Genomic DNA, 25,522 nt, shown 5'->3' on the forward strand with positions numbered 1-25,522 from the left:
CCCGAGTTTTTTGCACAACCCCTTTTTTGATCTTTTCTTTCTGTTTGCACACTTTTCAGTCCTTTCGGGTGGATCTTGCGCGATCAGGGCCGTTTTCCGCAGGATCCATCGTTTCAGTTGGTTGTAATTCCATCGCCAACGTCTAGTATTGCCGGTAAATATGATCCCCACGTGAGGCTATACCATGTCCGATACAGTACGTTCTTATCTTCATTACTCTCCTAAACTGGGTCAACGCGTGATGATCGATCCTTCCAGCGTGGTGATCGGCAACGTAGATCTGGCCGATGACGTCAGTATTTGGCCTCTGGTTGCCATTCGTGGTGACGTGAACGCAGTCATTATCGGCGCACGCAGCAATATTCAAGACGGCAGCGTGCTCCACGTGACCCATAAATCCGAACATAACCCCGAAGGTTACCCATTGCTGATTGGGGAAGACGTGACTGTAGGGCATAAGGCAATGTTGCACGGCTGCGCGATTGGCAATCGCGTGCTGGTAGGGATGGGATCGATCCTGCTCGATGGCGCAGTAATAGAAGATGATGTGATGATTGGTGCCGGTAGCTTGGTCGCGCCGGGTAAACGTCTGGTGAGCGGTTATCTCTATATGGGTAGCCCCGCACGCCAGGTTCGTCCATTGACTGCTGCCGAACGGGAAGGACTACTTTACTCTTCTACTAACTACGTACGTTGGAAAGACGAGTATTTGTCAGAAGATATCTGACAAACGCCCGTTTCCTTATTAGGCAACGGGCTCAGCGTTACGCCGCCAGTTCGTGACGCAACTGGCGCAGCACCGGCTCAATCTCCGGCATCACACCATGCCACAACTGAAACGCATGTGCGGCCTGCCCCACCAGCATCCCTAAACCATCGGCATACTCTGTTGCGCCTTGTTGCTGCGCCCAGGCCAGAAACGGTGTTAACCCTTGCTGATAAAACATGTCATAGCAACGGGTATGGGCATTGATCGTGCCAACCGGTAACGCTGGGACCTCACCACTAATACCTGACGCAGTAGCGTTAATCACTAAATCAAACTGCTGTTGATCCAATTGATCCAGAGGTAATGCGGATATTTCACCGAGATGCTGGAAGACTTGCGCCAGCGTCTGCGCGCGACTGAAAGTACGGTTAGTGATCACCACTTCACAACCAAACGACAGCAGCGGCAAGATCACTCCACGTGCAGCACCACCAGCCCCCACCAGCAGGATGCGATCCTTTGATTGGATCAACCCTTGACGTTCAAGATCAGTCAGTAGCCCGATCCCATCAGTGTTGTCACCCAGTAGCCCTCCCTCCGGCAACACCTTCAAGGTGTTTACCGCGCCGGCTAACGCAGCACGTTCACTGAGCTCCGTCGCAACCTCGTAGGCATTCTCTTTAAAAGGCACGGTGACATTCGCGCCCTGGCCACCCGCCCGAATGAACATCTGCAGAGTTTTTTCGAAATCATCCAACGGCGCCAGCACAGTTCCATAGGGATGTTCTATACCGGTTTGGGCGGCAAATAACGCATGAATACGCGGCGATTTGCTGTGACTGATAGGATTACCGAATACCGCGAACTTCTCCATGCACATTACCTCTAGCCTTGACGAATTTGCTTGCCCGTCAGGACATCTCTGATTTCAGAAGGGTTAAGGCGGCCACCGACGCTACCATTCAACACTGGGAAAGCAGCACCAAATTGCTGTTGTACCTCATCAACACTGCGACAAGGTTCTTGCCCGCTAAGATTGGCGCTGGTCGATACCAACGGTTTACCAAACTGCCGACAAAGTTGCTGTACTAACGGGTGATCACTCACACGCACAGCCAACGAATTGAAGCGGCCAGTCAGCAAGCGCGGAGTATTCAACCGGGCAGGAATAACCCAAGTCACCGGGCCCGGCCAACTGGCGAACATCGTCACTCGCTGCTGATCACTCAGTGCGGCGTCATCTATATAAGGTGCTAACTGCGCGTAATTGGCCGCAATCAGGATCAGACCTTTTTCCCAAGGGCGTTGTTTCAGGGCCAATAACGCATTGACTGCCAGCTCGCTGTCAGGATCGCAACCCAAGCCAAACACAGCCTCGGTCGGGTAGGCAATAACCTGCTGGTTCTGCAGCGCGTCAATTATTGGCGTGAAATTAGAAGTGAATTCTGAGCTCATGATGTCGTTATTCTGTAGTTACTACGGGTTTTCCGCAAAGTTTACTGGCGCAGCAAAGGGTCGGCCCTTTTGCCGTGCGCTTCTCCATCAACAACGGATAGTGGCAGTAGCTGCACTCCCCGGCGACAGGTTTAAAATTGAGAACAAACTGGCATTCCGGATAGCGATCGCAGGAGTGGAAAACCTTGCCATAACGCGATTTGCGCTGAAGGAGTTTACCCTGCTCACACTGCGGACAGCTGATGCTGGTTTCGTCCGGTTTATCGATGACTTCGGTATGATCGCACTCCGGGTAGTTACTGCAAGCGATAAACATACCGTAACGGCCCTGGCGCAAGGCCAGCGTCGCCTGACACTTCGGACATTCCTGCCCATCCAGCATTTTGACGATATGGCCATCGGCCTGCGCTTTCAGCGGCCGTATATGTTGGCATTCAGGATAACGGGAACAGCCGAGGAAGGGGCCGTGGCGACCACTGCGGATCACCAGCTCGGCCCCGCATTCCGGACAGGGTTCATTTTGCCTAGCGGCAAAAATCGCTGCTTTTGTCATAACTTCTTCTATGCATGTTATCGGCTCAGTGCAGATAACCTTCGTTTACTTCAAACAACAGTTCTTCCATTTGCTGATAGGCGCTTTCATATCCGGGGATATTAAACAGAACCATCAGCACCACCCATTTCAGATCTTCGAGATCGAATTCTGTGTTATCCAAAGCCATAACACGATCGATAACCATTTCACGGGTTTCGAGGTTCAATACCTGAATCTGCTCCAGGAACAGGAGGAAACCACGGCAGCTGGCATCCAAACGCACACCTTCTTCTTCGGTGTAGATCCGCATTGCCAGCGGATCAGCATCCATAAAATACGGTGCATTTTCGCCTTCTTGTAAGTCAGCGAGTTTTTCAAGCCAATTCAACGCGTTGTAGATATCATCCCGATGAAACCCCGCCTCAGCGAGATCATCAGTCAGTTGGTCCTGATCGACGCGCATCTCTGGTTCATTGTGGATATAAGTTTCAAACAAGTACATCAGTACGTCGAACATGGCCTGCCCTCCTTATTCGGACATAGCCGCCGGGTACAGCTGCGATCCACCCTGCTAACTCCAGATCGAGTAACTTGATTACTACCTCTGGCACAGGTTGGCCGGCACGTTCAGCGACGACGTCAACAGGTGTCACCTCATCTCCTACGTTAGCCAACACATCGGCAAATGGCAATTCAACTTCAGCTTCTGACGCACAAATAGTTGTATTTTCGCTCAAGGAGAGCCAATGCAGACCACTTCCCAGTTGCTCAGCAATTTCTTTCGGCCCAGTAACCAAATAAGCGCCCTGCTGAATCAGCCAGTGCGTGCCTTCACTCATCGGATTACCCAACGCACCTGGTAAAGCGAAAATCTCACGCCCCTGCTCCAACGCATAACGGGCGGTAATCAGCGTGCCACTGCGCAAAGAGGCTTCAATCACTACCACGCCAAGACTCAAACCACTAATGATACGGTTGCGCCGGGGAAAATGGTCTGGCATCGGTAGGTCAGTGACCAAATACTCAGAAACCAATGCCCCACCACTCTCGATGATACGTTCAGCCAAGCGACGATGCTGGCGCGGGTAGACATTAGCCAAACCGCTACCGAGTACGGCGACAGTTCCCCCTTCTGCCGCCAACGCCGCACGATGGCAAATGCTATCAATCCCCATTGCCAGCCCACTGGTGATGGTAAACCCGCAATGTACCAACCCAGTGGCAAAGTAGCTGGCCCAATGCTCACCATAAGGGCTGAACTGGCGACTACCAACCATGGCAATTTGCGGCTGCCGAACCGCTTCTGGGTTACCTGCCACCATCAACAATAGTGGAGCATCGTCGATAGTGAGCAATCGCTCGGGATAATCCGCCTCACCATATATCCAAAGCGCATTACCGGGCAGCTCCAACCAAGTGAGCGTCGCGGCCAGATGACACGGATTTGCCTGGCGAAACTGAGCCTGCTGTCGATGATTTAGCCCCAATTCTCGTAACAAACGGTAAGGCTCACCGCCGACTGCCACTATCTGCCGTATTATCTGGCTGGCCTTGGCCGCGCCCAGCCCAGTGACCCCACGCATCCGTAAGCAGATTTCCTGTGCCTGCATCGCCTGTTCCCTCGCAGAAAATGGTGGTATTACCAATTCGAGCAATTGGTGCGCAATGCTGTCAATCAGGCTGGGAAATGTCTAGAATAGAAGCTAAACCTCGTTTATCACTCGGATACAGATCTCAAGATATATGTCAGTATTGCAGGTATTACATTACCCAGACGACCGGCTGCGTAAAGTCGCGGCCCCGGTAAAAGAAGTCAATGCGAATATCCAGCGCATCGTGGATGATATGTTTGAAACCATGTACGCAGAGGAAGGCATTGGCCTGGCTGCGACACAGGTGGACATCCATCAGCGCATTATCGTCATTGACGTTTCTGAGAACCGCGATCAGCGCTTGGTGTTGATCAACCCGGAACTGCTGGAAAAAAGCGGTGAAACCGGGATTGAGGAAGGTTGCCTCTCCATTCCTGAACAACGTGCTTTAGTTCCGCGCGCCGCTGCTGTGAAAGTCAGAGCACTGGACCGCGACGGCAAACCTTTCGAGCTGGAAGCTGACGACCTGTTAGCCATTTGTATCCAGCACGAGATGGATCACCTGGTAGGCAAGCTGTTCGTCGATTACCTGTCACCACTCAAGCGCCAGCGTATTCGTCAGAAACTGGAAAAAATGGCCAAGCTTAACGCGCGCGCCTAACCCATCAGGAAATCAACGTGTCTGACTCTTTACGGATTATTTTCGCCGGAACTCCAGACTTCGCAGCGCGTCATCTTGACGCGCTGTTGTCATCTGGGCACCAGATTGTTGGGGTCTTCACCCAGCCGGACCGCCCTGCGGGTCGCGGTAATAAACTGACGCCTAGCCCGGTCAAAGTCCTGGCCGAACAACATCATTTACCGGTGTTTCAGCCCAAATCACTGCGCCCGGAAGAGAACCAGCACTTGGTTGCTGATCTCAACGCTGATGTGATGGTGGTAGTGGCCTATGGCTTAATCCTGCCTAAAGCGGTGTTGGATATGCCACGACTTGGCTGCATCAACGTTCACGGCTCGCTGCTGCCACGCTGGCGTGGCGCCGCGCCAATCCAACGCTCACTCTGGGCCGGCGATAACAAAACCGGCGTTACCATCATGCAGATGGACGTGGGTTTGGATACTGGCGATATGATGTACAAAATCGCTTGTCCGATTGACGCGGATGACACCAGTGCCAGTCTATACGACAAACTGGCACAACTCGGCCCACAAGGCATGCTAACTACGCTACAGCAGATGGCGGCAGGTACGGCGAAACGTGAAGTACAAGACGAGTCGCTGGTCACTTATGCTGAGAAGCTGAGCAAAGAAGAAGCACGCCTGGATTGGAACCTATCAGCAGCACAGCTTGAACGTTGCATCCGTGCCTTTAACCCATGGCCAGTTAGCTATTTCACCATTGATGATCAACCCGTGAAAGTGTGGCAGGCGACAGTATTGGCGCAAACCACTGATGCAGAACCTGGCACCATTATCCATGCTGACAAGCACGGTATCCAGGTAGCGACCGCTGAGGGTGTTCTTAACCTGACTCAGTTACAGCCGGCAGGTAAAAAACCGATGTCAGCACAAGATCTGCTGAACTCACGCCGTGAATGGTTTACACCGGGCAACCGGCTATAAACCGCCCCCACTGCCCGGCCGATAATCGCCGGGCTGTTTCTTTCTTAACGCCGATCGTTATCAGCTTTAGCCTATGAAAAACAATTACAATCTCCGCAGCATCGCTGCCAAAGCCATCGGCCAGGTGCTGGATCAGGGCCAGTCGCTCAGTACTGTTCTGCCATCACTACAAAAGACCATTTCTGACAAAGACCGCGCGCTACTACAGGAACTGTGTTTCGGCACCCTGCGCGTATTGCCACAACTGGAATGGTGCATCCAGCAATTGATGGCAAAACCCATGACTGGCAAGCAGCGCACGCTGCACTATTTGCTGATGGTGGGTCTCTACCAATTGTTGTATACACGCATACCTGCTCACGCAGTATTGGCGGAAACCGTAGAAGGTGCCGTGGCATTGAAACGGCCTCAACTTAAAGGCCTGATCAACGGCGTATTGCGCCAGTTCCAACGTCAGCAGGAAGAATTACTGCAACGTGCTGCCAATAATGACAGCCGCTATTTGCATCCAAGCTGGCTGTTGAAACGTATTCAGCAGGCCTATCCCGCGCAGTGGGAACAGATCATTGATGCCAACAATCAAAAGCCACCTATGTGGTTACGCGTCAATCGTCTTCATCATTCCCGTGAGGATTACTTGCAGTTGATGGAGCAAGCTGGCATTGCTGCTGTACCGCATACCGAATATCGCGATGCCGTACGCCTGCTGGCGCCATGTGCCGTCACAGACCTGCCAGGTTTTGCCGATGGGTGGGTTACTGTGCAAGATGCTTCCGCTCAAGGTTGTGTCGATCTCCTTGATCCGCAGGATGGAGAGCAGATCCTCGATCTTTGTGCAGCGCCTGGTGGCAAAACTACCCACATCTTGGAAGCCGCTCCCAAAGCTCACGTGATGGCTGTCGACATCGATGAGCAACGTCTGAGTCGGGTTAAAGAAAACCTGCAACGCCTGCGTTTGCACGCTGAAGTAAAACTGGGTGATGGCCGCACGCCGCAGCAATGGTGCGGTGATAAGCAATTTGATCGCATTCTGTTGGATGCTCCTTGTTCTGCCACCGGTGTAATCCGCCGTCACCCTGATATCAAGTGGTTGCGCCGCGACAGTGATATCGCTGAACTAGCCACTTTGCAGGCCGAAATCATTGAAGCCATTTGGCCCCATCTCAAAACCGGTGGAGTGATGGTGTATGCCACCTGTTCTATTCTACCGGCAGAGAATGCTGAGCAAGTGACTGCCTTCCTTCAGCGTCATCCGGATGCTCGTCTGGTGGAAACCGGTAACGAACAACAGCCTGGCCGACAGAATCTTCCACATCCTGAGGATGGGGATGGCTTCTTTTACGCTAAGCTGATTAAAATGTAGCTGTTCAGTACTCAGGGCGCGGCTGTTGCGCCCTTTCGGATAATCTTCAGCGGTTTCAGTGTGAAGCAGAGAAGCGAATGAAAATAATTATTCTTGGCGCAGGTCAGGTAGGTGGAACACTGGCGGAAAACCTGGTGGGCGAAAACAACGATATTACCGTCGTGGATACTGATTCCGGCCGCCTACGTCAGTTACAGGATAAGTTTGATCTGCGGGTCGTTCAGGGATATGGCTCTCATCCACGCGTACTCCGTGAGGCCGGTGCTGAAGATGCCGATATGTTGGTTGCAGTCACTAATTCTGACGAAACCAACATGATTGCCTGCCAGATTGCCTACTCGCTGTTTAATACCCCAAACCGAATCGCCCGTATTCGTGCGCCGGAATATATCCGCGAGTCAGAGAAGCTGTTTCAACCGGAAGCCGTCCCCATTGATCACCTGATCTCACCTGAACAACTGGTTATCGACTACATCTACAAACTGATTGAATACCCAGGTGCGTTACAGGTGGTTAATTTTGCCGAAGGCAAGGTTAGCATCGCGGCAGTAAAAGCCTATTACGGCGGCCCATTGGTCGGTAATGCGCTGTCTTCAATGCGTGAACACATGCCGCACATTGATACCCGTGTCGCCGCGATCTTCCGCCAGGATCGTCCTATTCGCCCACAGGGCTCCACGATTATCGAAGCCGGTGACGAAGTCTTCTTTGTTGCTGCCTCGCAGCATATCCGCGCGGTAATGAGTGAACTACAACGACTCGAAAAGCCTTATAAACGCATCATGATTGTCGGCGGCGGCAACGTTGGTGCAGGTCTGGCACAACGGTTGGAAAAATCCTACAACGTGAAGTTGATCGAACGTAATCAGCAACGCGCGGCAGAACTTGCTGAACAACTGCATGACACAATTGTGTTTTATGGTGATGCCTCGGACCAAGAACTGCTGGCGGAAGAGCACGTTGATCAAGTCGACGTATTTATTGCCATAACCAATGACGATGAAGCTAACATCATGTCAGCCATGCTCGCCAAACGAATGGGTGCAAAAAAGGTGATGGTACTTATTCAACGCCGCGCCTATGTTGACCTGGTTCAAGGCAGCGTAATCGATATAGCGATTTCACCACAGCAAGCAACCATCTCAGCATTGTTAGGTCACGTGCGTAAAGCGGATATCGTTAGTGTTTCATCCTTACGCCGCGGTGTGGCAGAAGCGATTGAAGCCATCGCACATGGTGATGAAAGTACGTCAAAAGTGGTTGGCCGCATCGTAGAAGATATTAAACTGCCGCCTGGTACCACCATTGGTGCCATTGTGCGTGGTGATGACGTTATTATTGCTAATGGCAACAGTAAAATCGAACAGGGCGATCACGTCATTATGTTTATTACCGACAAGAAGTTCGTCCCTGACGTTGAACGCCTGTTCCAGCCAAGCCCATTCTTCTTGTAGAACAAATGTAGCAATGGATGGTCTATAATTACGAGGTTGTTCTCTGCCGTGGAAAGAGATAAAACTTTTCTCTCCTTTTGTGGCAAAGGGAAATTGCTTTGTTAAACTTGAGTTATTAAATTCTGCAAGGGGTGCGTTCTATGAGTATGATGAAAGAGTTCCGCGAGTTTGCCATGCGTGGCAACGTGGTTGACTTGGCGGTGGGTGTGATTATTGGTGCAGCATTCGGTAAGATCGTATCGTCTTTCGTTGCAGATATCATCATGCCACCGCTGGGCTTATTGATCGGCGGCGTTGATTTCAAACAGTTCCACCTGGTATTACGCGAAGCTCAAGGCGCAGTGCCTGCTGTAGTCATGAACTATGGTTCATTCATCCAGACCATTTTCGATTTCGTTATTGTTGCCTTTGCTATTTTCCTGGCAATTAAATTAATGAACAAAGTACGTCGTAAACAAGAAGAAGCGCCAGCAGCCCCGCCTGCGCCAACTGCTGAAGAAAAACTGTTGACTGAAATTCGTGATTTACTGAGCCAGCAGCAACAGCCAAAACTGTAAACCTGTTTATCCCGCACAAATAAAAAGCCATCTTATTCAGATGGCTTTTTAATGCCTTAAAACCAGAAGGCCAGTGGTAAATTATCGTTTGATACTTTACCACTGGCCTCCCAGCTACCACCTTTTGCATGTTTGTCTTTACGTCGGTAGCTCCCTTTCCCTTTCGTATTTTTTTCTACCCTTTGGCGGAATAATGGATCATGCAACAGCGCCTCAATGGCATTATCCTGTATCTTGCCTTTCGTATGACGGTATTGAGTCATAGTAATTTACCTTCTCTATGTATGGTTATATAACGCGATAATATTACTGCTGGCTGTATAAAAATTAAAGTATCACCGATGGTATTAAGCACCTTTTTTTACTTTTTCATCACTGGCTCCCTGCTCCAACGCTTCCAGAATTGAGCAATAACTGCTGGTATGGGCACTTCCACAGCAGGCGTCACTGAGACGTTTTAACGACTCACGCATCCGAGTTAGCTCCTTAAGCTTATTTTCTACTTCACTAAGCCGTGCATCGACGATTGACTTAGACTCCTGGCAGGTGTGATGTTCAGGATCAACACGGATCGACAACAGTTCAGCGATGGTTTCTAGCGTAAAACCAAGTTGTTTGGCATAACGTATAAAGCGCAACCGCTGCAGGTCTTGATTATTGTATAATCGATAACCACCCTCGGTCCGAATGTTATGGTCCATCATCCCTTGTTTCTCGTAGTACCGCACCGTGTCCGGCGTAACGTCTGCAAGTTTTGCAAGTTGCCCAATCTTTAACATTGCTCCTCCTCAGAAGAAAACTTATCCCCCAATGCACGTTGATATTCACCGTGCAAAAAGTCTGTGCTCATTCCTGCCTGCCGTAAGCGGTGTTCCAACAGTGCCATCCGTTTCCCTAACTCAACATAGTCCGGATGCTCGCTATTAATTTCTTGCAGTAAACGAGCGATATTCAGCGCTTCTTTACGATCCTCTAATTCCGCGGGCAAATAGCCTGCATTTTTAAGTAGACGAAAGCCTGTACGCAACTCAGCGGGAACTGCACTGTCATCATCCAACTCAAGTGGCAGCCCCTGGCCCGGTAAATTGTCCAATTCACCTTTAGCCTGGGCATCGAGAATATGACGTTCCGCCCATTGATCGAGTAACCACATAGTATGATCTCTCAGTTGACCTGATTAATAACGTCAGCATAGCGGATAGGGGCGAGGATCTTAAGTCTGGTGGGGGCAAGAACGCACGTTTAGCTGGCTATAGACGTAAAAAAACCGGGCAAGCCCGGTTTTTTCACGCGTCTACAGATTACTCTGCAGTTGCTACTTCTGCTTGAGACTCAGCACGATCAACCAGCTCGATGTATGCCATCGGCGCGTTGTCGCCTGCGCGGAAGCCACACTTCAGAATGCGAGTGTAACCACCGGCACGGCTCGCGAAACGCGGGCCCAGCTCGTTAAACAGTTTTGCCACGATCTCGTTATCACGAGTACGGGCGAATGCCAGACGACGATTAGCTACGCTGTCGGTCTTGGCAAGAGTAATCAGCGGCTCAACAACGCGACGCAGCTCTTTCGCTTTTGGCAAGGTCGTCTTGATGATCTCATGACGAACCAAAGAGCCGGCCATGTTACGGAACATAGCCTGGCGATGGCTGCTGTTACGGTTCAGTTGACGACCACTCTTACGATGGCGCATGACCTTATCCTTCTCAGTAAAACCTTAACCTGTGATCCGGTTACTCGTCAGCAATGCTTGCCGGTGGCCAGTTTTCCAGGCGCATGCCCAGAGACAGACCACGGGAGGCCAGCACGTCTTTAATCTCAGTAAGAGATTTTTTACCCAGGTTCGGCGTTTTCAGCAACTCAACCTCGGTACGCTGTACCAGATCACCGATGTAGTGGATAGCTTCTGCCTTAAGGCAGTTAGCAGAGCGGACAGTCAATTCCAGATCGTCAACAGGGCGCAGCAGAATCGGATCGAATTCTGGTTTCTCTTCTTTAACTTCTGGTTGACGTACATCACGCAAGTCAACAAAAGCTTCAAGTTGTTCAGCCAGGATGGTTGCCGCACGGCGGATCGCCTCTTCAGGATCGATCGTGCCATTGGTTTCCATTTCGATGACCAGCTTGTCCAGGTCAGTACGCTGTTCTACACGCGCTGCTTCAACATTGTAGGCAATACGCTCTACAGGGCTATAGCATGCGTCAACCAACAGACGACCGATCGGGCGCTCATCTTCTTCCGAATGAATTCGGGCAGAAGCCGGCACATAACCACGACCACGTTGAACTTTGATACGCATGCTAATAGCAGCGTTCTCATCGGTCAGGTGGCAGATCACGTGCTGAGGCTTGACGATTTCGACATCACCATCATGGGTAATGTCGGCAGCGGTCACAGGGCCAATGCCAGATTTATTCAGGGTAAGGATAACTTCATCTTTCCCTTGAACTCTCACCGCCAGCCCTTTCAGGTTGAGCAGGATCTCCAGGATATCTTCCTGTACGCCTTCTTTGGTGCTGTACTCGTGCAGTACACCATCAATCTCAACCTCGGTCACCGCGCAACCCGGCATAGATGAAAGCAGAATACGGCGCAGTGCGTTGCCAAGAGTATGGCCAAAGCCACGCTCTAACGGCTCAAGGGTCACCTTGGCGTGCGTCGAACTGACTTGCTCGATATCTACCAGGCGCGGTTTTAGAAACTCTGTCACAGAACCCTGCATTGTGTCCTCTCTTTGGTACTAAGCCTTACTTGGAGTAAAGCTCGACGATCAGGTGTTCGTTAATGTCCGCAGACAGATCGGTACGTTCAGGCATACGCTTGAACACGCCTTCCATCTTAGCAGCATCAACTTCAAGCCAGGTCGGCTTTTCACGCTGCTCAGCCAGCTCCAGAGAAGCTTTAACACGAGATTGCTTTTTAGCCTTCTCGCGGATGCTGACTACGTCATTCGGAGATACCTGATAAGAAGCGATGTTAACAACGCGACCATTTACCATAATTGCTTTGTGGCTAACCAACTGACGTGACTCTGCACGAGTAGCGCCGAAGCCCATACGGTAAACAACGTTGTCCAGACGACCTTCCAGCAGTTGCAACAGGTTTGCACCGGTGTTGCCCTTCAGGCGTGCTGCTTCTTTGTAATAGTTACGGAACTGGCGCTCCAGAACACCGTACATACGGCGAACTTTTTGCTTTTCACGTAACTGTACACCGTAGTCAGACAGACGCGGTTTACGCGCACCGTGTTGACCAGGCGGTTGCTCAATTTTACACTTGGTATCGATCGCGCGAACGCCAGACTTAAGGAACAAGTCTGTGCCCTCACGGCGGCTAAGCTTGAGCTTAGGACCCAAATATCTTGCCATTTTCTTTCTCCAACAAACCTAAAAGCTAACGTTATACGCGACGCTTTTTCGGCGGACGACAACCGTTGTGAGGGATAGGAGTCACATCAGTAATATTAGTGATGCGGAAACCTGCGGCGTTCAGTGCACGAATAGTTGATTCGCGACCCGGACCCGGTCCCTTAACCATAACTTCCAGGTTCTTGATACCGTATTCTTTTACTGCGTCAGCACAACGCTCGGCTGCAACCTGAGCTGCAAACGGAGTTGACTTACGAGAACCACGGAAACCAGAACCACCGGCAGTTGCCCAACCCAATGCATTACCCTGACGATCGGTAATAGTTACAATGGTGTTGTTGAAAGAAGCATGGACATGAGCCACGCCGTCAGAGACTTGTTTTCTTACACGCTTACGTGTACGAACAGGTGCCTTTGCCATTATTCAATCACCCTGATTATTTCTTGATTGGTTTACGCGGACCCTTACGGGTACGTGCGTTGGTCTTCGTACGCTGACCGCGAACTGGCAGACCACGACGATGACGCAAACCACGGTAAGTACCAAGATCCATCAGACGCTTGATGCTCAGGGTAACTTCACGACGCAAATCACCTTCTACAGTGAATTTGGCGACTGCTTCACGCAGCTGTTCAATTTGCTCTTCAGACAGCTCACTGATCTTAACATGTTCAGCAATACCCGTAGCAGCACAGATAGACTGTGAGCGGGTTTTACCGATTCCGAAGATCGACGTTAAGGCGATTACGGTATGTTTATGATCAGGAATGTTAATGCCTGCTATACGGGCCACTATGCACTCCTACTATTTTATACGGCAACACCATTCTGAAAAGCCCGTTTTCAGGATACTCAAATAATGTTGCAGCTACATACAAAAGATTGGCTGGCTAATCTAGCCAGCTCAACCCAACTTTGCAAGAAAAATATGCGAGATAATCAGCCTTGACGCTGTTTATGCTTCGGCTCGGCGCTGCAAATCACACGAACGACACCGTTACGCTTAACGATTTTGCAGTTACGACATAATTTCTTGACGGAAGCACGAACTTTCATTTTTACTCTCCGTAACTTCTCAAACGCACCTGAATTAGCGGTTATAGCCTTTCAGGTTTGCTTTCTTCAATGCAGACTCGTACTGACTTGACATCATCAGAGTTTGCACTTGAGCCATAAAGTCCATGATGACGACAACCACGATCAGTAGCGAGGTACCACCAAAGTAGAATGGTACTTTCATTGCATCACGCATGAACTCCGGGATCAGGCAGATGAAAGTAATGTACATCGCGCCCACCAGGGTTAAACGCGTCATTACTTTATCGATGTACTTCGCCGTTTGCTCTCCCGGACGAATTCCTGGTACGAAGGCACCGGACTTCTTCAGGTTATCTGCTGTCTCACGCGGGTTGAAAACCAACGCCGTGTAAAAGAAACAGAAGAAGATGATTGCAGACGCATAGAGTAACACATAAAGCGGTTGCCCTGGCTGCAAATACAGCGAAATCGTTGTCAGCCAGTTCCAACCGGTACCGCCCCCAAACCATGATGCAATCGTGGCAGGGAACAGAATAATGCTGGAAGCGAAGATTGCCGGGATAACCCCTGCCATATTCACTTTCAACGGTAAGTGTGTGCTCTGTGCTGCATAAACACGACGACCTTGTTGACGCTTCGCATAGTTAACGACGATACGACGTTGACCACGTTCGATGAAAACAACGAAGAAGGTTACTGCAAACACCAATACTGCAACCAACAGCAACAGGAGGAAGTGCAGGTCGCCTTGCCGGGCTTGCTCAATAGTATGGGCCACTGCCGGCGGGAGTCCCGCTACAATACCTGCGAAGATAATGATCGAGATACCGTTACCGATACCGCGTTCAGTAATCTGTTCGCCCAGCCACATCAGGAACATTGTCCCGGTAACCAGACTCACTACTGCAGTAAAGTAGAATGCAAAGCCTGGGTTTAACACCAGACCCTGCATACCAGGCATATTCGGCAGACCAGTAGCAATACCGATCGACTGGAATATGGCCAACACCAGCGTACCGTAACGGGTGTACTGGCTAATCTTGCGACGGCCAGCCTCCCCTTCTTTCTTAATTTCTGCCAACGCTGGATGAACCACCGTTAACAGCTGGATAATGATCGACGCCGAAATATACGGCATGATCCCCAGAGCAAAGATAGAAGCACGGCTGAGGGCACCACCAGAGAACATGTTAAACATTTCAATGATAGTGCCTCTCTGCTGCTCGAGCAATTTGGCAAGCACAGTGGCATCGATACCAGGAATCGGAATAAAAGAGCCGATACGGAAGACAATCAGCGCGCCGATTACAAACAAAAGTCTGCGCTTCAGCTCGCCGAGCCCGCCTTTAGCACTTTGAAAATCTAATCCTGGTTGCTTAGCCATCTGCTACTTATTCCTCAATTTTACCGCCAGCAGCTTCGATAGCAGCACGAGCGCCTTTGGTGACACGCAGACCACGCAGGGTAACCGGACGAGCGATTTCGCCTGAAAGCATAACTTTCGCGAATTCGATCTGGACACCAACAACGTTAGCGGCTTTCAGCGTGTTCAGGTCGATTACGTCGCCTTCAACAAGAGCCAGCTCAGACAGACGAACTTCTGCCGTGATCATAGCTTTGCGAGAGGTGAAGCCGAATTTCGGCAAACGACGATATAAAGGCATCTGACCACCTTCAAAACCACGACGTACGCCACCGCCAGAACGTGAGTTCTGACCTTTGTGACCACGACCAGCGGTTTTACCCAGGCCAGAACCAATACCACGACCTACACGCTTCGGCGCATGCTTGGCACCATCAGCCGGAGACAGAGTATTTAAACGCATCTGTTACTCCTCAACCTTAACCATGTAGGAAACCAAGTTGACCATACCACGTACAGCAGGAGTATCCTCACGCTCTACAGTATGACCAATACGACGCAGACCTAAACCGATCAGGGTTGCCTTGTGCTTTGGCAAACGGCCGATGCTGCTTTTTGTTTGAGTTACTTTAATAGTCTTTGCCATGGTTATTTCCCTAGAATTTCTTCGACGGACTTACCACGCTTAGCAGCGACCATTTCTGGGGATTTCATATCTTCCAAAGCAGCAATAGTTGCACGAACCACGTTGATCGGGTTAGTAGAACCATATGCTTTAGCTAATACGTTATGAACCCCTGCAACTTCCAGGACGGCGCGCATTGCACCACCGGCGATGATACCGGTACCTTCGGAAGCTGGTTGCATGAATACACGGGAACCTGTGTGAGCACCTTTTACAGGGTGCTGCAGAGTACCGCTATTCAAAGCAACATTAATCATAGCGCGACGGGCTTTTTCCATCGCTTTCTGGATCGCTGCCGGAACTTCGCGTGCTTTGCCGTAGCCAAAACCAACGCGACCGTTACCATCACCAACTACTGTCAGTGCGGTAAAGCTGAAAATACGGCCACCTTTTACGGTTTTAGATACGCGGTTTACCGCGATCAGCTTTTCCTGCAGTTCGCCAGCTTGTTTTTCGATGTGAGCCATCTTAAACCTCTTCCTTAGAACTGAAGGCCAGCTTCACGGGCAGCATCTGCCAGTGCCTGGACTCGACCATGATATTGGAAACCGGAACGGTCAAAGGAAACTTTAGAGATCCCTTTTTCCAACGCACGTTCAGCCAGTGCTTTACCTACTGCTGCTGCTGCGTCTTTGTTACCGGAATACTTCAATTGCTCTGTGATAGCTTTTTCTACAGTAGAAGCGGCTACCAGTACTTCAGAACCATTTGGCGCAATTACCTGTGCGTAAATGTGACGCGGGGTACGATGTACCACCAGGCGGGTTGCACCCAGTTCTTTGATCTTACGGCGTGCGCGGGTCGCACGACGGATACGAGCAGATTTCTTATCCATAGTGTTACCTTACTTCTTCTTAGCCTCTTTGGTACGCACGACTTCGTCGGCGTAACGGACACCCTTGCCTTTGTAAGGCTCAGGACGGCGGTAGGCACGCAGATCTGCAGCAACCTGGCCAATAACTTGTTTATCAGCGCCTTTCAGCACGATTTCAGTTTGGCTTGGGCATTCAGCAGTAATACCTGCTGGCAGCTGGTGATCGACCGGGTGAGAGAAGCCTAAGGCTAAATTCACCACGTTGCCTTTAACTGCAGCACGATAACCAACACCTACCAGTTGAAGCTTCTTGGTGAAGCCCTCGGTAACACCAACTACCATTGCGTTCAGCAGAGCGCGCGTAGTACCCGCTTGGGCCCAGGCGTTAGCAAAACCTTCGCGCGGGGCGAAAGTCAGTGCGTTAGCTTCTTGCTTCACTTCAACGGCGTCATGGACAGTACGAGTCAGCTCGCCGTTCTTACCCTTAATCGAAATAACCTGACCGTTGAGTTTTACCTCTACGCCGGCAGGAATGACGACGGGTGCTTTTGCAACACGAGACATTCTTTCCTCCCGAATTAAGCTACGTAGCAGATAATCTCGCCACCAAGACCTGCTTGGCGAGCTGCACGATCGGTCATAACACCTTTAGAGGTAGAAACAACAGCGATACCCAAACCGGCCATAACTTTTGGCAGCTCATCTTTTTTCTTATAGATGCGCAGACCTGGACGGCTGATTCGCTGAATGCTTTCTACCACTGCCTTGCCCTGGAAGTACTTCAGTACCAGTTCCAGAACAGGCTTGGCGTCGCCTTCGATTTTGAAATCTTCAATAAAACCTTCATCCTTCAGCAGTTTGGCAATTGCCACTTTCAGCTTGGAGGAAGGCATGGTGACCGCAACTTTGTTCGCGGCTTGACCGTTACGGATACGGGTCAGCATATCCGCGATCGGATCTTGCATGCTCATCTGTCTTTACTCCCGTGATTCAATTGGTAATTACCAGCTAGCCTTTTTCAAGCCAGGTACTTCACCGCGCATAGCGGCTTCACGTAACTTGATACGGCTCAACCCGAATTTGCCCACATAACCATGTGGACGGCCAGTTTGGCGGCAGCGCTTGCGCTGACGAGACGGGCTGGAATCACGCGGCAGAGTTTGCAGCTTGAGAACAGCATCCCAACGATCTTCGTCGGATGAGTTCACACCAGAAATGATAGCTTTCAGTTCCTCGCGTTTAGCGCGGTACTTGTCAGCCAGTTTCACGCGAACGACTTCGCGTGCTTTCATTGATTGCTTAGCCATCAGTAACCCTGCCTTACTTACGGAACGGGAAGTTAAAAGCAGCCAACAGCGCGCGGCCTTCATCATCAGATTTCGCAGTAGTGGTAATGGTAATATCCAAACCACGAACGCGATCGACTTTGTCGTAGTCGATTTCTGGGAAGATGATTTGCTCACGCACACCCATGCTGTAGTTACCACGGCCATCGAATGACTTAGCGGACAAGCCACGGAAGTCACGGATACGTGGAACAGCAATGGAAATCAGACGCTCAAAGAACTCCCACATGCGTTCGCCACGCAGAGTTACTTTACAGCCGATCGGATAGCCCTGGCGGATTTTGAAGCCTGCAACAGATTTGCGTGCTTTGGTGATGAACGGCTTTTGACCGGAGATAGCTGCCAGATCAGCTGCTGCGTTATCCAGCAGTTTCTTGTCAGCGATCGCTTCACCAACACCCATATTCAGGGTGATCTTCTCGACCCGAGGGACTTGCATGACAGAGTTGTAATCAAACTGAGACATCAGTTGTTTGACTACCTCGTCTTTGTAGTAATCATGCAGTTTCGCCATCGTATTACTCCAAATTACTTGATAGTTTCGCTGTTAGATTTGAAGAAACGGACTTTTTTCCCGTCTTCGAATCTAAAGCCTACACGGTCAGCCTTACCGGTAGCCGTGTTGAAGAGAGCAATGTTAGAAACCTGAATTGCAGCTTCTTTTTCAACAATGCCACCTGGTTGGTTCAGGGCCGGAACCGGCTTCTGATGTTTCTTAACCAGGTTGATACCTTCAACAATGACCTTGCCAGCAGACAGGACATTTTTTACTTTACCGCGCTTACCTTTGTCTTTCCCGGTAAGAACGATAACTTCGTCATCACGACGGATTTTCGCTGCCATGGTTCGCTCCTTAGAGTACTTCTGGTGCCAGAGAGATAATTTTCATGAACTTCTCATTACGCAGTTCACGAGTTACCGGCCCAAAAATACGCGTACCGATAGGCTGCTCGCTGTTATTGTTTAAAATAACGCATGCATTACCATCGAAGCGAATGACAGAACCGTCCGGGCGACGTACACCCTTCTTGGTGCGCACCACTACCGCCTTCAGCACATCGCCTTTCTTCACCTTACCGCGAGGAATTGCTTCCTTGATGGTAATTTTGATGACGTCGCCGATGCCTGCGTAGCGACGGTGCGAGCCACCTAGAACCTTGATACACATTACGCGACGTGCACCGGAGTTGTCGGCGACGTTCAGCATAGTCTGTTCTTGGATCATTTTAGTGCTCCGCTAATGTCAACTACTACTTTAAGACCTAAGAAAACTTTAGGCCGTTGAAAAGCCCCATTACCGAGGGCGCAGCATTATAACACCGCTTCCAGAGTATGGGTAGAAAAAATAAACGGCTCATTTTCTGAGCCGTTTATTAAGTGAGAGCCAGCTACTCTATTACAGAATCGCTTTCTCTACAACGCGAACCAACGTCCAGGACTTAGTCTTAGACAGTGGACGGCATTCGCGGATTTCTACCACGTCGCCGATACCACATTCGTTGTTCTCGTCATGTACGTGCAGCTTGGTCGTACGCTTGATGAATTTCCCGTAGATCGGGTGCTTCACCGTGCGCTCGATAGCAACAACCATGGATTTCTCCATTTTGTCACTAACAACACGACCCTGCAGGGTACGGTTAATATCAGTCATTTACACACCCGCCTTTTCAGTCAGTAAAGTCTTAACGCGTGCGACATTACGACGCACTTGTTTCAACAGGTGAGTTTGTTGCAGCTGGCCACTTGCCGCCTGCATGCGCAAGTTAAATTGCTCACGCAGCAGGTTGAGCAGCTCAGTGTTCAGCTCTTCAACGCTTTTTTCACGCAGCTCTTGTGCTTTCATTACATCACCGTCTTAGTTACAAAGGTGGTTTTGATCGGCAATTTAGCTGCAGCCAGCTTGAATGCCTCACGGGCGACCTCTTCTGGTACACCGTCCATTTCGTACAGGACTTTCCCAGGTTGGATCAGGGCAACCCAATACTCCACGTTACCCTTACCTTTACCCATACGCACTTCGAGCGGCTTCTCGGTAATTGGTTTGTCCGGGAATACACGGATCCAAATTTTACCTTGACGCTTAACTGCACGAGTCATTGCACGACGAGCTGCTTCGATTTGACGAGCAGTCAGACGGCCACGGCCAACAGCTTTCAGACCGAAAGTGCCGAAGCTAACATCCGTACCCTGCGCCAGACCACGGTTGCGGCCTTTGTGCATCTTACGGAATTTTGTACGCTTTGGTTGTAACATCAGCGACTCTCCTTACTTGCGGCCTTTACGCTGCTGCTTTTTAGGTTGAGCAGCCGGTTCCGGTTGTTCAACTGCAGCCATACCACCCAGGATCTCACCTTTGAAGATCCATACCTTAACGCCGATTACACCATAAGTGGTGTGCGCTTCAGATGTGTTGTAATCGATATCCGCACGCAGTGTATGCAACGGAACACGACCTTCACGGTACCATTCGGTACGCGCGATTTCAGCACCGCCAAGACGGCCGCTTACTTCAACTTTGATACCTTTAGCGCCAAGACGCATTGCGTTCTGTACAGCACGCTTCATAGCACGACGGAACATAACGCGACGTTCCAGCTGTGAAGTGATGCTGTCAGCAACCAATTTAGCGTCAAGTTCCGGTTTACGGACTTCGGCGATGTTAATTTGCGCAGGAACGCCAGCGATATCCGCTACGACCTTACGCAGTTTTTCGACATCTTCACCTTTCTTGCCGATAACGATGCCTGGACGAGCAGTGTGAATAGTCACACGGATGCTCTTCGCAGGACGCTCGATAACGATGCGAGAAACGGAAGCTTTCGCCAGTTCCTTAATCAGGAATTGACGAACTTTAAAGTCGCTGTCCAGGTTGTCAGCGAATTCTTTGGTATTCGCATACCAAGTAGAGTTCCAAGGTTTGACAATACCCAGGCGAATACCATTAGGATGTACTTTCTGACCCATTGCTAGTCTCCAGAGTCTCAGCGATCGGACACAACCACAGTAATGTGGCTGGTGCGCTTCAGGATGCGATCTGCACGACCTTTTGCACGCGGCATAATGCGCTTCATGCTTGGGCCTTCGTCTACGAAGATTTTCGTGACTTTCAGATCATCGATGTCAGCGCCATCGTTGTGTTCTGCGTTAGCAATGGCAGACTCCAGCACTTTCTTAACCAGACCAGCAGCTTTCTTGTTGGTGTAGGCCAGAGTTTCCAGAGCTTGCGACACTTTCTTACCGCGGATCAGGTCTGCAACAAGGCGGACCTTCTGTGCAGAAGAACGAGCGTGGCGATGTTTAGCGATAGTTTCCATCTCTTCCTCCTACCTTAGCGCTTTTTAGCTTTTTTATCAGCCGCATGGCCGCGATAAGTGCGAGTCGGCGCGAATTCACCCAGTTTGTGACCGACCATTTCATCGGAAACGAACACTGGTACGTGCTGACGACCATTATGGACAGCGATGGTCAAACCGATCATGTTAGGAAAGATCGTTGAACGACGGGACCAAGTGCGCAAAGGCTTCTTGTCACCGCTTTCCACCGCTTTCTCTACCTTCTTCAGCAAGTGCAGGTCAATAAAAGGACCTTTCTTGAGAGAACGTGGCATGGCTTATCCTCTAATTATTTTTTGCTACGGCGACGTACGATGAACTTATCAGTACGCTTGTTGCTGCGGGTTTTCTTACCTTTGGTCTGAACGCCCCATGGTGTTACTGGGTGTTTACCAAAGTTTTTACCCTCACCACCACCGTGCGGGTGATCTACCGGGTTCATCGCCGTACCGCGAACGGTAGGACGAACACCACGCCAACGTGCAGCACCTGCTTTACCCAGAACGCGAAGCATATGTTCAGCGTTACCGACTTCACCCAAGGTGGCGCGGCAATCAACTGGAACTTTACGCATTTCGCCTGAGCGCAGACGCAGAGTTACGTAGGAACCATCACGTGCAACGATCTGAACGTAGGCACCAGCAGAACGAGCCATCTGGCCGCCTTTACCTGGTTTCATTTCTACGTTATGAACCGTTGAACCCACTGGGATGTTGCGCATTGGCAGGGCGTTACCTGCTTTGATTGCAGCATCAACACCAGATTGGATCTGGTCACCAGCTTTCAGGCCTTTCGGCGCCAGGATGTAACGGCGTTCGCCGTCTTTGTACAGAACCAGCGCGATGTTCGCGGAACGGTTCGGATCGTACTCCAGACGCTCAACCACAGCAGGGATACCATCTTTGTTGCGTTTGAAGTCAACCAGACGATAATGTTGCTTGTGGCCACCACCGATATGACGGGTGGTGATACGGCCATTGTTGTTACGACCACCGCTTTTGCTCAGTTTCTCAAGCAGCGGGGCATAAGGTTTACCCTTGTGCAGCTCAGGGTTAACCACTTTAACAACGTGGCGACGACCCGGAGATGTAGGTTTACATTTAACAATTGCCATTGTTCTTACTCCTCCGACTTACTCTGCGCCGCCGATGAAGTCCAGATTCTGGCCTTCTTTCAGGGTGACGTAAGCTTTTTTCCAGTCGCTACGACGACCAACACGCTGACCGTGACGCTTCACTTTCCCTTTAACTACCAGGGTGTTAACGTCTTCGACTTCGACTTCAAACAGTTTCTGCACTGCAGCTTTAATTTCTGCTTTGGTCGCGTCTTTGGCAACTTTGAGTACGATGGTGTTGCTTTTTTCCATCGCAGCGGATGCTTTTTCAGATACGTGCGGTGCACGCAGCACTTTCAGCAAACGTTCTTCACGGATCATGCCAGCATCTCCTCAACTTGCTTCACAGCATCAGCAGTCATAACCACTTTGTCGAAGGCGATCAGGCTAACCGGGTCGATACCTGCTACATCGCGCACGTCAACCTTGTACAGGTTGCGAGCTGCCAGGAACAGATTCTCATCCAGTTCACCGGTCACGATCAGCACATCTTCCAGAGCCATATCTTTCAGTTTCTGTGCCAGCAGCTTAGTTTTAGGCGCTTCTACAGAGAACTTCTCGACAACGATCAGACGATCTTGACGTACCAGTTCGGACAGGATGCTTTTCAGCGCGCCGCGGTACATCTTTTTGTTAACTTTCTGACTGTGGTCCTGAGGCTTAGCAGCAAAGGTCACGCCACCTGAACGCCAGATCGGGCTCTTTACAGAACCTGAACGCGCACGGCCGGTACCTTTCTGGCGCCACGGTTTTTTACCGGAACCAGTTACTTCAGCACGGGTCTTCTGAGCACGAGTACCTTGACGGGCACCTGCTGCATAAGCAACAACAACCTGGTGTACCAGCGCTTCGTTGAAGTCACGACCGAAGGTAGTTTCGGAAACAGTCAGCGCGCTTTGCGCGTCTTTCAATACTAATTCCATTGCTATCCCCTTACGCCTTCACAGCTGGTTTAACGATCAGGTTGCCACCGGTTGCGCCCGGTACAGCACCCTTAACCAGCAGCAGGTTGCGCTCAGCGTCAACACGTACTACGTCCAGGCTTTGAACGGTTACACGCTCGTCACCCAGGTGGCCAGCCATTTTCTTGCCTTTGAACACTTTGCCCGGAGTCTGGTTCTGACCGATAGAACCCGGAACGCGGTGAGACAAGGAGTTACCGTGGGTAGCGTCTTGGGTACGGAAGTTCCAGCGCTTTACAGTGCCAGCAAAACCTTTACCTTTAGAAGTACCGGTAACATCGACTTTTTTAACTTCAGCGAAGATTTCTACGCTGATGTTCTGACCTGTAGTGAACTCTTCACCTTCTGCAAGGCGGAATTCCCACAGACCACGGCCAGCTTCGACGCCAGCTTTAGCGAAATGGCCCGCTTCCGGTTTGGTTACGCGGTTAGCTTTTTTGCTACCGGTAGTAACCTGAACGGCACGGTACCCGTCGTTAGCCAGGTCTTTAACCTGAGTCACGCGGTTCGCTTCAATTTCAATCACGGTTACTGGGATAGAAACGCCATCTTCAGTGAAGATACGAGTCATGCCCAATTTCTTACCGACTAAACCAATCATTGTTTCAACCTCTCAATCGCTCAATGACCTGATTAACCCAGGCTGATCTGCACGTCTACACCAGCAGCCAGATCCAGACGCATCAGAGCATCAACGGTTTTCTCGGTTGGCTCAACGATGTCAACCAGACGCTTGTGAGTGCGAATCTCGTACTGATCACGCGCGTCTTTGTTAACGTGCGGAGAGATCAGAACGGTAAAGCGCTCTTTGCGAGTTGGCAGCGGGATCGGACCACGGACTTGCGCACCAGTGCGCTTTGCAGTCTCGACGATTTCCGCGGTTGATTGATCGATAAGACGATGATCAAACGCTTTCAGGCGGATACGGATTCTTTGGTTCTGCATGAGACCAGAGCTCCAATTATTTATAAACGTAAATAATTACTCCTCACACCCATTTCGATTGATGGGGGAGTGTAATCGTCAACATATAACCCCCATATCGGGAGTATTGTTCGAAGGGCAAAACGTACCTGCCAATCGACTGATTCGCTAAAATCAGGCTTACCAAGATTAGGTAAGCCCGCGCATTATACGCAAAACAGAGCGAGAAGCAAGACACAGATGGAAATATGCTCAGGATATCGGCATCTTTTACAGATGGGCACTTTAAGTGACGAAGGGCAGAACAGAGATCGGTGTATGCGGAGGAGTACAATAACGCGTTGCCGTTGCTCCCCCGCCCTACCGGAGAAAACACTTGCCGGCCGGGGAGCATCGTCGTTGAGTGGGGAAACGGTGTTTATTTTCCTAAAGCTGTGCTTGGGCGTAGTTCTGGATACCCAGACGTGCAATCAAATCCAGTTCGGTCTCTAGCCAGTCGATATGCTCTTCTTCATCAGCCAAGATCTCTATCATCAAATCACGGCTGACATAGTCATGAATAGAATCGGCATAAGCGATGCCTTCACGTAGGTTCTTGGCGCCGCTCAACTCCAGGGCCAAATCCGAACGCAGCATTTCTTCGATATCTTCGCCAATATTCAGCTTGCCGAGATCCTGCAAATTCGGGATGCCTTCCAGAAACAGAATACGTTCGATGTAGCGATCGGCATGCTTCATTTCATCAATCGACTCGTGGTATTCCTTATCATTGAGGCGTGTTAATCCCCAATTTTTGAACATTCGGGCGTGCAAGAAATATTGATTGATGGCAACCAGCTCGTTACCGAGCAGTTTGTTGAGGTGAGCAATGATCTTTTTATCGCCTTTCATAGGTAATTCCTCCTGACCAGTTCTAAAAGTGTAGAAGCTGTAAGCCAAGAGTCAAAAATAACCTTACCTTTAGTTAGGCAACTTCGTGCATAGCAATAATGGTTCCGCTTTCCTCCACCATAATCTGTCTTGCCTGACGAATGCACTTTCCGCAATCGGTACCAATTGGCACAAGTTCACGCAGTTGTTTCATGGTATGCGGGTTGTGCTGACGCACGGCTTTACGAATCGCTTTGTCAGTCACGGCATTACACAGGCATACATACATAGAGAGACTCACTTCTTAACCAATGTTGTAAGTCTAAATAGGAATGCTTTTTATTTCAATTAAGATTTGACCAGATTGCATAAAAAAAGGGCACCGAAGTGCCCTCTTTTTTGTGTCGAAAAATTATAC

Annotated in this window: 44 protein-coding genes; 6 read left to right on the forward strand and 38 right to left on the reverse strand. The window is 50.3% G+C overall.

Features of this window, described 5'->3' with window-relative positions; all coding sequences use genetic code 11:
* Positions 1-184: 184 nt before the first annotated feature.
* A complete protein-coding gene (locus SGR01S_RS23070; protein WP_061808693.1) occupies positions 185-727 on the forward strand; it encodes a gamma carbonic anhydrase family protein in 543 nt (180 codons plus the stop codon).
* A 37-nt stretch (positions 728-764) separates the two neighbouring features.
* Here the strand turns inward: SGR01S_RS23070 and aroE are convergent, their stop codons facing one another.
* Genes aroE through dprA form a run of 5 tightly spaced genes read right to left on the reverse strand, consistent with a single transcriptional unit; the run spans position 765 to position 4,309 of the window.
* Positions 765-1,583: a shikimate dehydrogenase gene (gene aroE / locus SGR01S_RS23075; RefSeq protein ID WP_061808694.1), complete on the reverse strand. Its 819-nt coding sequence runs from the start codon at positions 1,581-1,583 to the stop codon at positions 765-767.
* A gap of 11 nt (positions 1,584-1,594) precedes the next feature.
* The gene (gene tsaC, locus SGR01S_RS23080; protein ID WP_061808695.1) at positions 1,595-2,164 is read right to left on the reverse strand and encodes an L-threonylcarbamoyladenylate synthase type 1 TsaC; all 570 of its coding nucleotides are present in this window, start codon (positions 2,162-2,164) and stop codon (positions 1,595-1,597) included.
* Between the two features lie 7 nt (positions 2,165-2,171).
* Positions 2,172-2,717, reverse strand: a complete 546-nt coding sequence (locus SGR01S_RS23085; protein WP_061808696.1) for a DNA topoisomerase family protein — start codon at positions 2,715-2,717, stop codon at positions 2,172-2,174.
* Positions 2,718-2,742: 25 nt separating this feature from the next.
* On the reverse strand, positions 2,743-3,216 hold the full coding sequence (gene smg, locus SGR01S_RS23090; protein WP_037425824.1) for a DUF494 family protein Smg: 474 nt from the start codon (positions 3,214-3,216) through the stop codon (positions 2,743-2,745).
* Positions 3,188-4,309 carry a DNA-protecting protein DprA gene (gene dprA / locus SGR01S_RS23095; protein WP_061808697.1) on the reverse strand — a complete coding sequence of 374 codons (1,122 nt, stop codon included), beginning with the start codon at positions 4,307-4,309 and terminating at the stop codon, positions 3,188-3,190. The genes smg and dprA overlap by 29 nt, the downstream gene beginning before the upstream one ends.
* A 133-nt stretch (positions 4,310-4,442) precedes the next feature.
* Here dprA and def point away from each other — a divergent pair, with 133 nt between their 5' ends.
* The 5 genes from def to mscL all read left to right on the forward strand — a co-directional run bounded on the left by def (position 4,443) and on the right by mscL (position 9,288).
* Positions 4,443-4,952 (forward strand): peptide deformylase, encoded by a 510-nt coding sequence (gene def, locus SGR01S_RS23100; protein ID WP_037425832.1) that lies wholly within the window; start codon positions 4,443-4,445, stop codon positions 4,950-4,952.
* Positions 4,953-4,969: 17 nt separating this feature from the next.
* Complete coding sequence (gene fmt, locus SGR01S_RS23105) at positions 4,970-5,914, forward strand: methionyl-tRNA formyltransferase (protein WP_061808698.1); 945 nt, start codon at positions 4,970-4,972, stop codon at positions 5,912-5,914.
* A gap of 73 nt (positions 5,915-5,987) precedes the next feature.
* Positions 5,988-7,277: a 16S rRNA (cytosine(967)-C(5))-methyltransferase RsmB gene (gene rsmB, locus SGR01S_RS23110; protein WP_061808699.1), complete on the forward strand. Its 1,290-nt coding sequence runs from the start codon at positions 5,988-5,990 to the stop codon at positions 7,275-7,277.
* 77 nt (positions 7,278-7,354) lie between these two features.
* Positions 7,355-8,731 (forward strand): Trk system potassium transporter TrkA, encoded by a 1,377-nt coding sequence (gene trkA / locus SGR01S_RS23115; protein WP_037425838.1) that lies wholly within the window; start codon positions 7,355-7,357, stop codon positions 8,729-8,731.
* Between the two features lie 140 nt (positions 8,732-8,871).
* Entirely contained in the window at positions 8,872-9,288 is a 417-nt protein-coding gene (mscL, locus tag SGR01S_RS23120) for a large-conductance mechanosensitive channel protein MscL (RefSeq protein WP_012147209.1), read from the forward strand.
* Between the two features lie 56 nt (positions 9,289-9,344).
* Here mscL and SGR01S_RS23125 read toward each other — a convergent pair whose 3' ends face one another.
* The 33 genes from SGR01S_RS23125 to bfd all read right to left on the reverse strand — a co-directional run bounded on the left by SGR01S_RS23125 (position 9,345) and on the right by bfd (position 25,393).
* Complete coding sequence (locus SGR01S_RS23125) at positions 9,345-9,551, reverse strand: alternative ribosome-rescue factor A (protein WP_061808700.1); 207 nt, start codon at positions 9,549-9,551, stop codon at positions 9,345-9,347.
* 84 nt (positions 9,552-9,635) lie between these two features.
* Positions 9,636-10,067: a Zn(2+)-responsive transcriptional regulator gene (gene zntR / locus SGR01S_RS23130; RefSeq protein ID WP_061808701.1), complete on the reverse strand. Its 432-nt coding sequence runs from the start codon at positions 10,065-10,067 to the stop codon at positions 9,636-9,638.
* Positions 10,061-10,441 (reverse strand): DnaJ family domain-containing protein, encoded by a 381-nt coding sequence (locus SGR01S_RS23135; RefSeq protein WP_037425846.1) that lies wholly within the window; start codon positions 10,439-10,441, stop codon positions 10,061-10,063. Before SGR01S_RS23135 ends, zntR begins: the two co-directional genes overlap by 7 nt.
* Positions 10,442-10,589: 148 nt before the next feature.
* Positions 10,590-10,979, reverse strand: coding sequence for a 50S ribosomal protein L17 (gene rplQ / locus SGR01S_RS23140; RefSeq protein WP_004929726.1), 390 nt, complete (start codon positions 10,977-10,979; stop codon positions 10,590-10,592).
* A 40-nt stretch (positions 10,980-11,019) separates the two neighbouring features.
* Positions 11,020-12,009 (reverse strand): DNA-directed RNA polymerase subunit alpha, encoded by a 990-nt coding sequence (locus tag SGR01S_RS23145; RefSeq protein ID WP_002919219.1) that lies wholly within the window; start codon positions 12,007-12,009, stop codon positions 11,020-11,022.
* Between the two features lie 25 nt (positions 12,010-12,034).
* Positions 12,035-12,655: a 30S ribosomal protein S4 gene (rpsD, locus tag SGR01S_RS23150; protein WP_004951125.1), complete on the reverse strand. Its 621-nt coding sequence runs from the start codon at positions 12,653-12,655 to the stop codon at positions 12,035-12,037.
* A 31-nt stretch (positions 12,656-12,686) separates the two neighbouring features.
* Entirely contained in the window at positions 12,687-13,076 is a 390-nt protein-coding gene (gene rpsK / locus SGR01S_RS23155) for a 30S ribosomal protein S11 (RefSeq protein WP_004951128.1), read from the reverse strand.
* A 16-nt stretch (positions 13,077-13,092) separates the two neighbouring features.
* Positions 13,093-13,449, reverse strand: coding sequence for a 30S ribosomal protein S13 (gene rpsM / locus SGR01S_RS23160; RefSeq protein ID WP_020837231.1), 357 nt, complete (start codon positions 13,447-13,449; stop codon positions 13,093-13,095).
* A gap of 146 nt (positions 13,450-13,595) precedes the next feature.
* Positions 13,596-13,712, reverse strand: coding sequence for a 50S ribosomal protein L36 (rpmJ, locus tag SGR01S_RS23165; protein WP_002227352.1), 117 nt, complete (start codon positions 13,710-13,712; stop codon positions 13,596-13,598).
* 34 nt (positions 13,713-13,746) lie between these two features.
* Positions 13,747-15,078, reverse strand: a complete 1,332-nt coding sequence (gene secY, locus SGR01S_RS23170; protein ID WP_004929740.1) for a preprotein translocase subunit SecY — start codon at positions 15,076-15,078, stop codon at positions 13,747-13,749.
* Positions 15,079-15,085: 7 nt separating this feature from the next.
* Complete coding sequence (gene rplO, locus SGR01S_RS23175) at positions 15,086-15,520, reverse strand: 50S ribosomal protein L15 (RefSeq protein WP_037425848.1); 435 nt, start codon at positions 15,518-15,520, stop codon at positions 15,086-15,088.
* Positions 15,521-15,523: 3 nt separating this feature from the next.
* A complete protein-coding gene (gene rpmD / locus SGR01S_RS23180; RefSeq protein WP_002213339.1) occupies positions 15,524-15,703 on the reverse strand; it encodes a 50S ribosomal protein L30 in 180 nt (59 codons plus the stop codon).
* 2 nt (positions 15,704-15,705) lie between these two features.
* Positions 15,706-16,209 carry a 30S ribosomal protein S5 gene (gene rpsE, locus SGR01S_RS23185; protein ID WP_004951140.1) on the reverse strand — a complete coding sequence of 168 codons (504 nt, stop codon included), beginning with the start codon at positions 16,207-16,209 and terminating at the stop codon, positions 15,706-15,708.
* 14 nt (positions 16,210-16,223) lie between these two features.
* Positions 16,224-16,577 (reverse strand): 50S ribosomal protein L18, encoded by a 354-nt coding sequence (gene rplR / locus SGR01S_RS23190; protein WP_037425856.1) that lies wholly within the window; start codon positions 16,575-16,577, stop codon positions 16,224-16,226.
* A gap of 9 nt (positions 16,578-16,586) precedes the next feature.
* Complete coding sequence (gene rplF / locus SGR01S_RS23195) at positions 16,587-17,120, reverse strand: 50S ribosomal protein L6 (protein WP_020837235.1); 534 nt, start codon at positions 17,118-17,120, stop codon at positions 16,587-16,589.
* A gap of 14 nt (positions 17,121-17,134) precedes the next feature.
* On the reverse strand, positions 17,135-17,527 hold the full coding sequence (gene rpsH / locus SGR01S_RS23200) for a 30S ribosomal protein S8 (protein WP_037425859.1): 393 nt from the start codon (positions 17,525-17,527) through the stop codon (positions 17,135-17,137).
* A gap of 30 nt (positions 17,528-17,557) precedes the next feature.
* Entirely contained in the window at positions 17,558-17,863 is a 306-nt protein-coding gene (rpsN, locus tag SGR01S_RS23205; RefSeq protein ID WP_037425862.1) for a 30S ribosomal protein S14, read from the reverse strand.
* A gap of 13 nt (positions 17,864-17,876) precedes the next feature.
* Entirely contained in the window at positions 17,877-18,416 is a 540-nt protein-coding gene (gene rplE, locus SGR01S_RS23210; protein ID WP_004951155.1) for a 50S ribosomal protein L5, read from the reverse strand.
* Positions 18,417-18,430: 14 nt separating this feature from the next.
* Positions 18,431-18,745: a 50S ribosomal protein L24 gene (rplX, locus tag SGR01S_RS23215; protein WP_020837239.1), complete on the reverse strand. Its 315-nt coding sequence runs from the start codon at positions 18,743-18,745 to the stop codon at positions 18,431-18,433.
* Between the two features lie 10 nt (positions 18,746-18,755).
* Positions 18,756-19,127, reverse strand: a complete 372-nt coding sequence (gene rplN, locus SGR01S_RS23220) for a 50S ribosomal protein L14 (RefSeq protein ID WP_020837240.1) — start codon at positions 19,125-19,127, stop codon at positions 18,756-18,758.
* 171 nt (positions 19,128-19,298) lie between these two features.
* Positions 19,299-19,553, reverse strand: coding sequence for a 30S ribosomal protein S17 (rpsQ, locus tag SGR01S_RS23225; protein WP_037425866.1), 255 nt, complete (start codon positions 19,551-19,553; stop codon positions 19,299-19,301).
* Complete coding sequence (gene rpmC / locus SGR01S_RS23230; protein WP_004951169.1) at positions 19,554-19,745, reverse strand: 50S ribosomal protein L29; 192 nt, start codon at positions 19,743-19,745, stop codon at positions 19,554-19,556.
* Complete coding sequence (gene rplP / locus SGR01S_RS23235; RefSeq protein ID WP_004951171.1) at positions 19,745-20,155, reverse strand: 50S ribosomal protein L16; 411 nt, start codon at positions 20,153-20,155, stop codon at positions 19,745-19,747. The genes rpmC and rplP overlap by 1 nt, the downstream gene beginning before the upstream one ends.
* A 12-nt stretch (positions 20,156-20,167) precedes the next feature.
* Positions 20,168-20,866 carry a 30S ribosomal protein S3 gene (gene rpsC, locus SGR01S_RS23240; protein WP_004951172.1) on the reverse strand — a complete coding sequence of 233 codons (699 nt, stop codon included), beginning with the start codon at positions 20,864-20,866 and terminating at the stop codon, positions 20,168-20,170.
* 17 nt (positions 20,867-20,883) lie between these two features.
* Positions 20,884-21,216, reverse strand: coding sequence for a 50S ribosomal protein L22 (gene rplV, locus SGR01S_RS23245; protein ID WP_004391423.1), 333 nt, complete (start codon positions 21,214-21,216; stop codon positions 20,884-20,886).
* Positions 21,217-21,230: 14 nt separating this feature from the next.
* The gene (gene rpsS / locus SGR01S_RS23250) at positions 21,231-21,509 is read right to left on the reverse strand and encodes a 30S ribosomal protein S19 (RefSeq protein ID WP_004929772.1); all 279 of its coding nucleotides are present in this window, start codon (positions 21,507-21,509) and stop codon (positions 21,231-21,233) included.
* Between the two features lie 14 nt (positions 21,510-21,523).
* Positions 21,524-22,348: a 50S ribosomal protein L2 gene (rplB, locus tag SGR01S_RS23255; RefSeq protein WP_037425869.1), complete on the reverse strand. Its 825-nt coding sequence runs from the start codon at positions 22,346-22,348 to the stop codon at positions 21,524-21,526.
* A gap of 18 nt (positions 22,349-22,366) precedes the next feature.
* Positions 22,367-22,669, reverse strand: a complete 303-nt coding sequence (rplW, locus tag SGR01S_RS23260) for a 50S ribosomal protein L23 (protein WP_004951179.1) — start codon at positions 22,667-22,669, stop codon at positions 22,367-22,369.
* Positions 22,666-23,271, reverse strand: a complete 606-nt coding sequence (rplD, locus tag SGR01S_RS23265) for a 50S ribosomal protein L4 (protein WP_004929779.1) — start codon at positions 23,269-23,271, stop codon at positions 22,666-22,668. Before rplD ends, rplW begins: the two co-directional genes overlap by 4 nt.
* A 10-nt stretch (positions 23,272-23,281) precedes the next feature.
* On the reverse strand, positions 23,282-23,911 hold the full coding sequence (rplC, locus tag SGR01S_RS23270; protein ID WP_037425873.1) for a 50S ribosomal protein L3: 630 nt from the start codon (positions 23,909-23,911) through the stop codon (positions 23,282-23,284).
* A 32-nt stretch (positions 23,912-23,943) separates the two neighbouring features.
* Positions 23,944-24,255 carry a 30S ribosomal protein S10 gene (gene rpsJ, locus SGR01S_RS23275; RefSeq protein WP_001181005.1) on the reverse strand — a complete coding sequence of 104 codons (312 nt, stop codon included), beginning with the start codon at positions 24,253-24,255 and terminating at the stop codon, positions 23,944-23,946.
* 405 nt (positions 24,256-24,660) lie between these two features.
* Positions 24,661-25,125 carry a bacterioferritin gene (gene bfr / locus SGR01S_RS23280; protein ID WP_037425876.1) on the reverse strand — a complete coding sequence of 155 codons (465 nt, stop codon included), beginning with the start codon at positions 25,123-25,125 and terminating at the stop codon, positions 24,661-24,663.
* Positions 25,126-25,198: 73 nt separating this feature from the next.
* The gene (gene bfd / locus SGR01S_RS23285; protein ID WP_061808702.1) at positions 25,199-25,393 is read right to left on the reverse strand and encodes a bacterioferritin-associated ferredoxin; all 195 of its coding nucleotides are present in this window, start codon (positions 25,391-25,393) and stop codon (positions 25,199-25,201) included.
* Positions 25,394-25,522: the final 129 nt, after the last annotated feature.

The organism is Serratia grimesii NBRC 13537 (assembly GCF_001590905.1).
Lineage (GTDB): Bacteria > Pseudomonadota > Gammaproteobacteria > Enterobacterales > Enterobacteriaceae > Serratia > Serratia grimesii.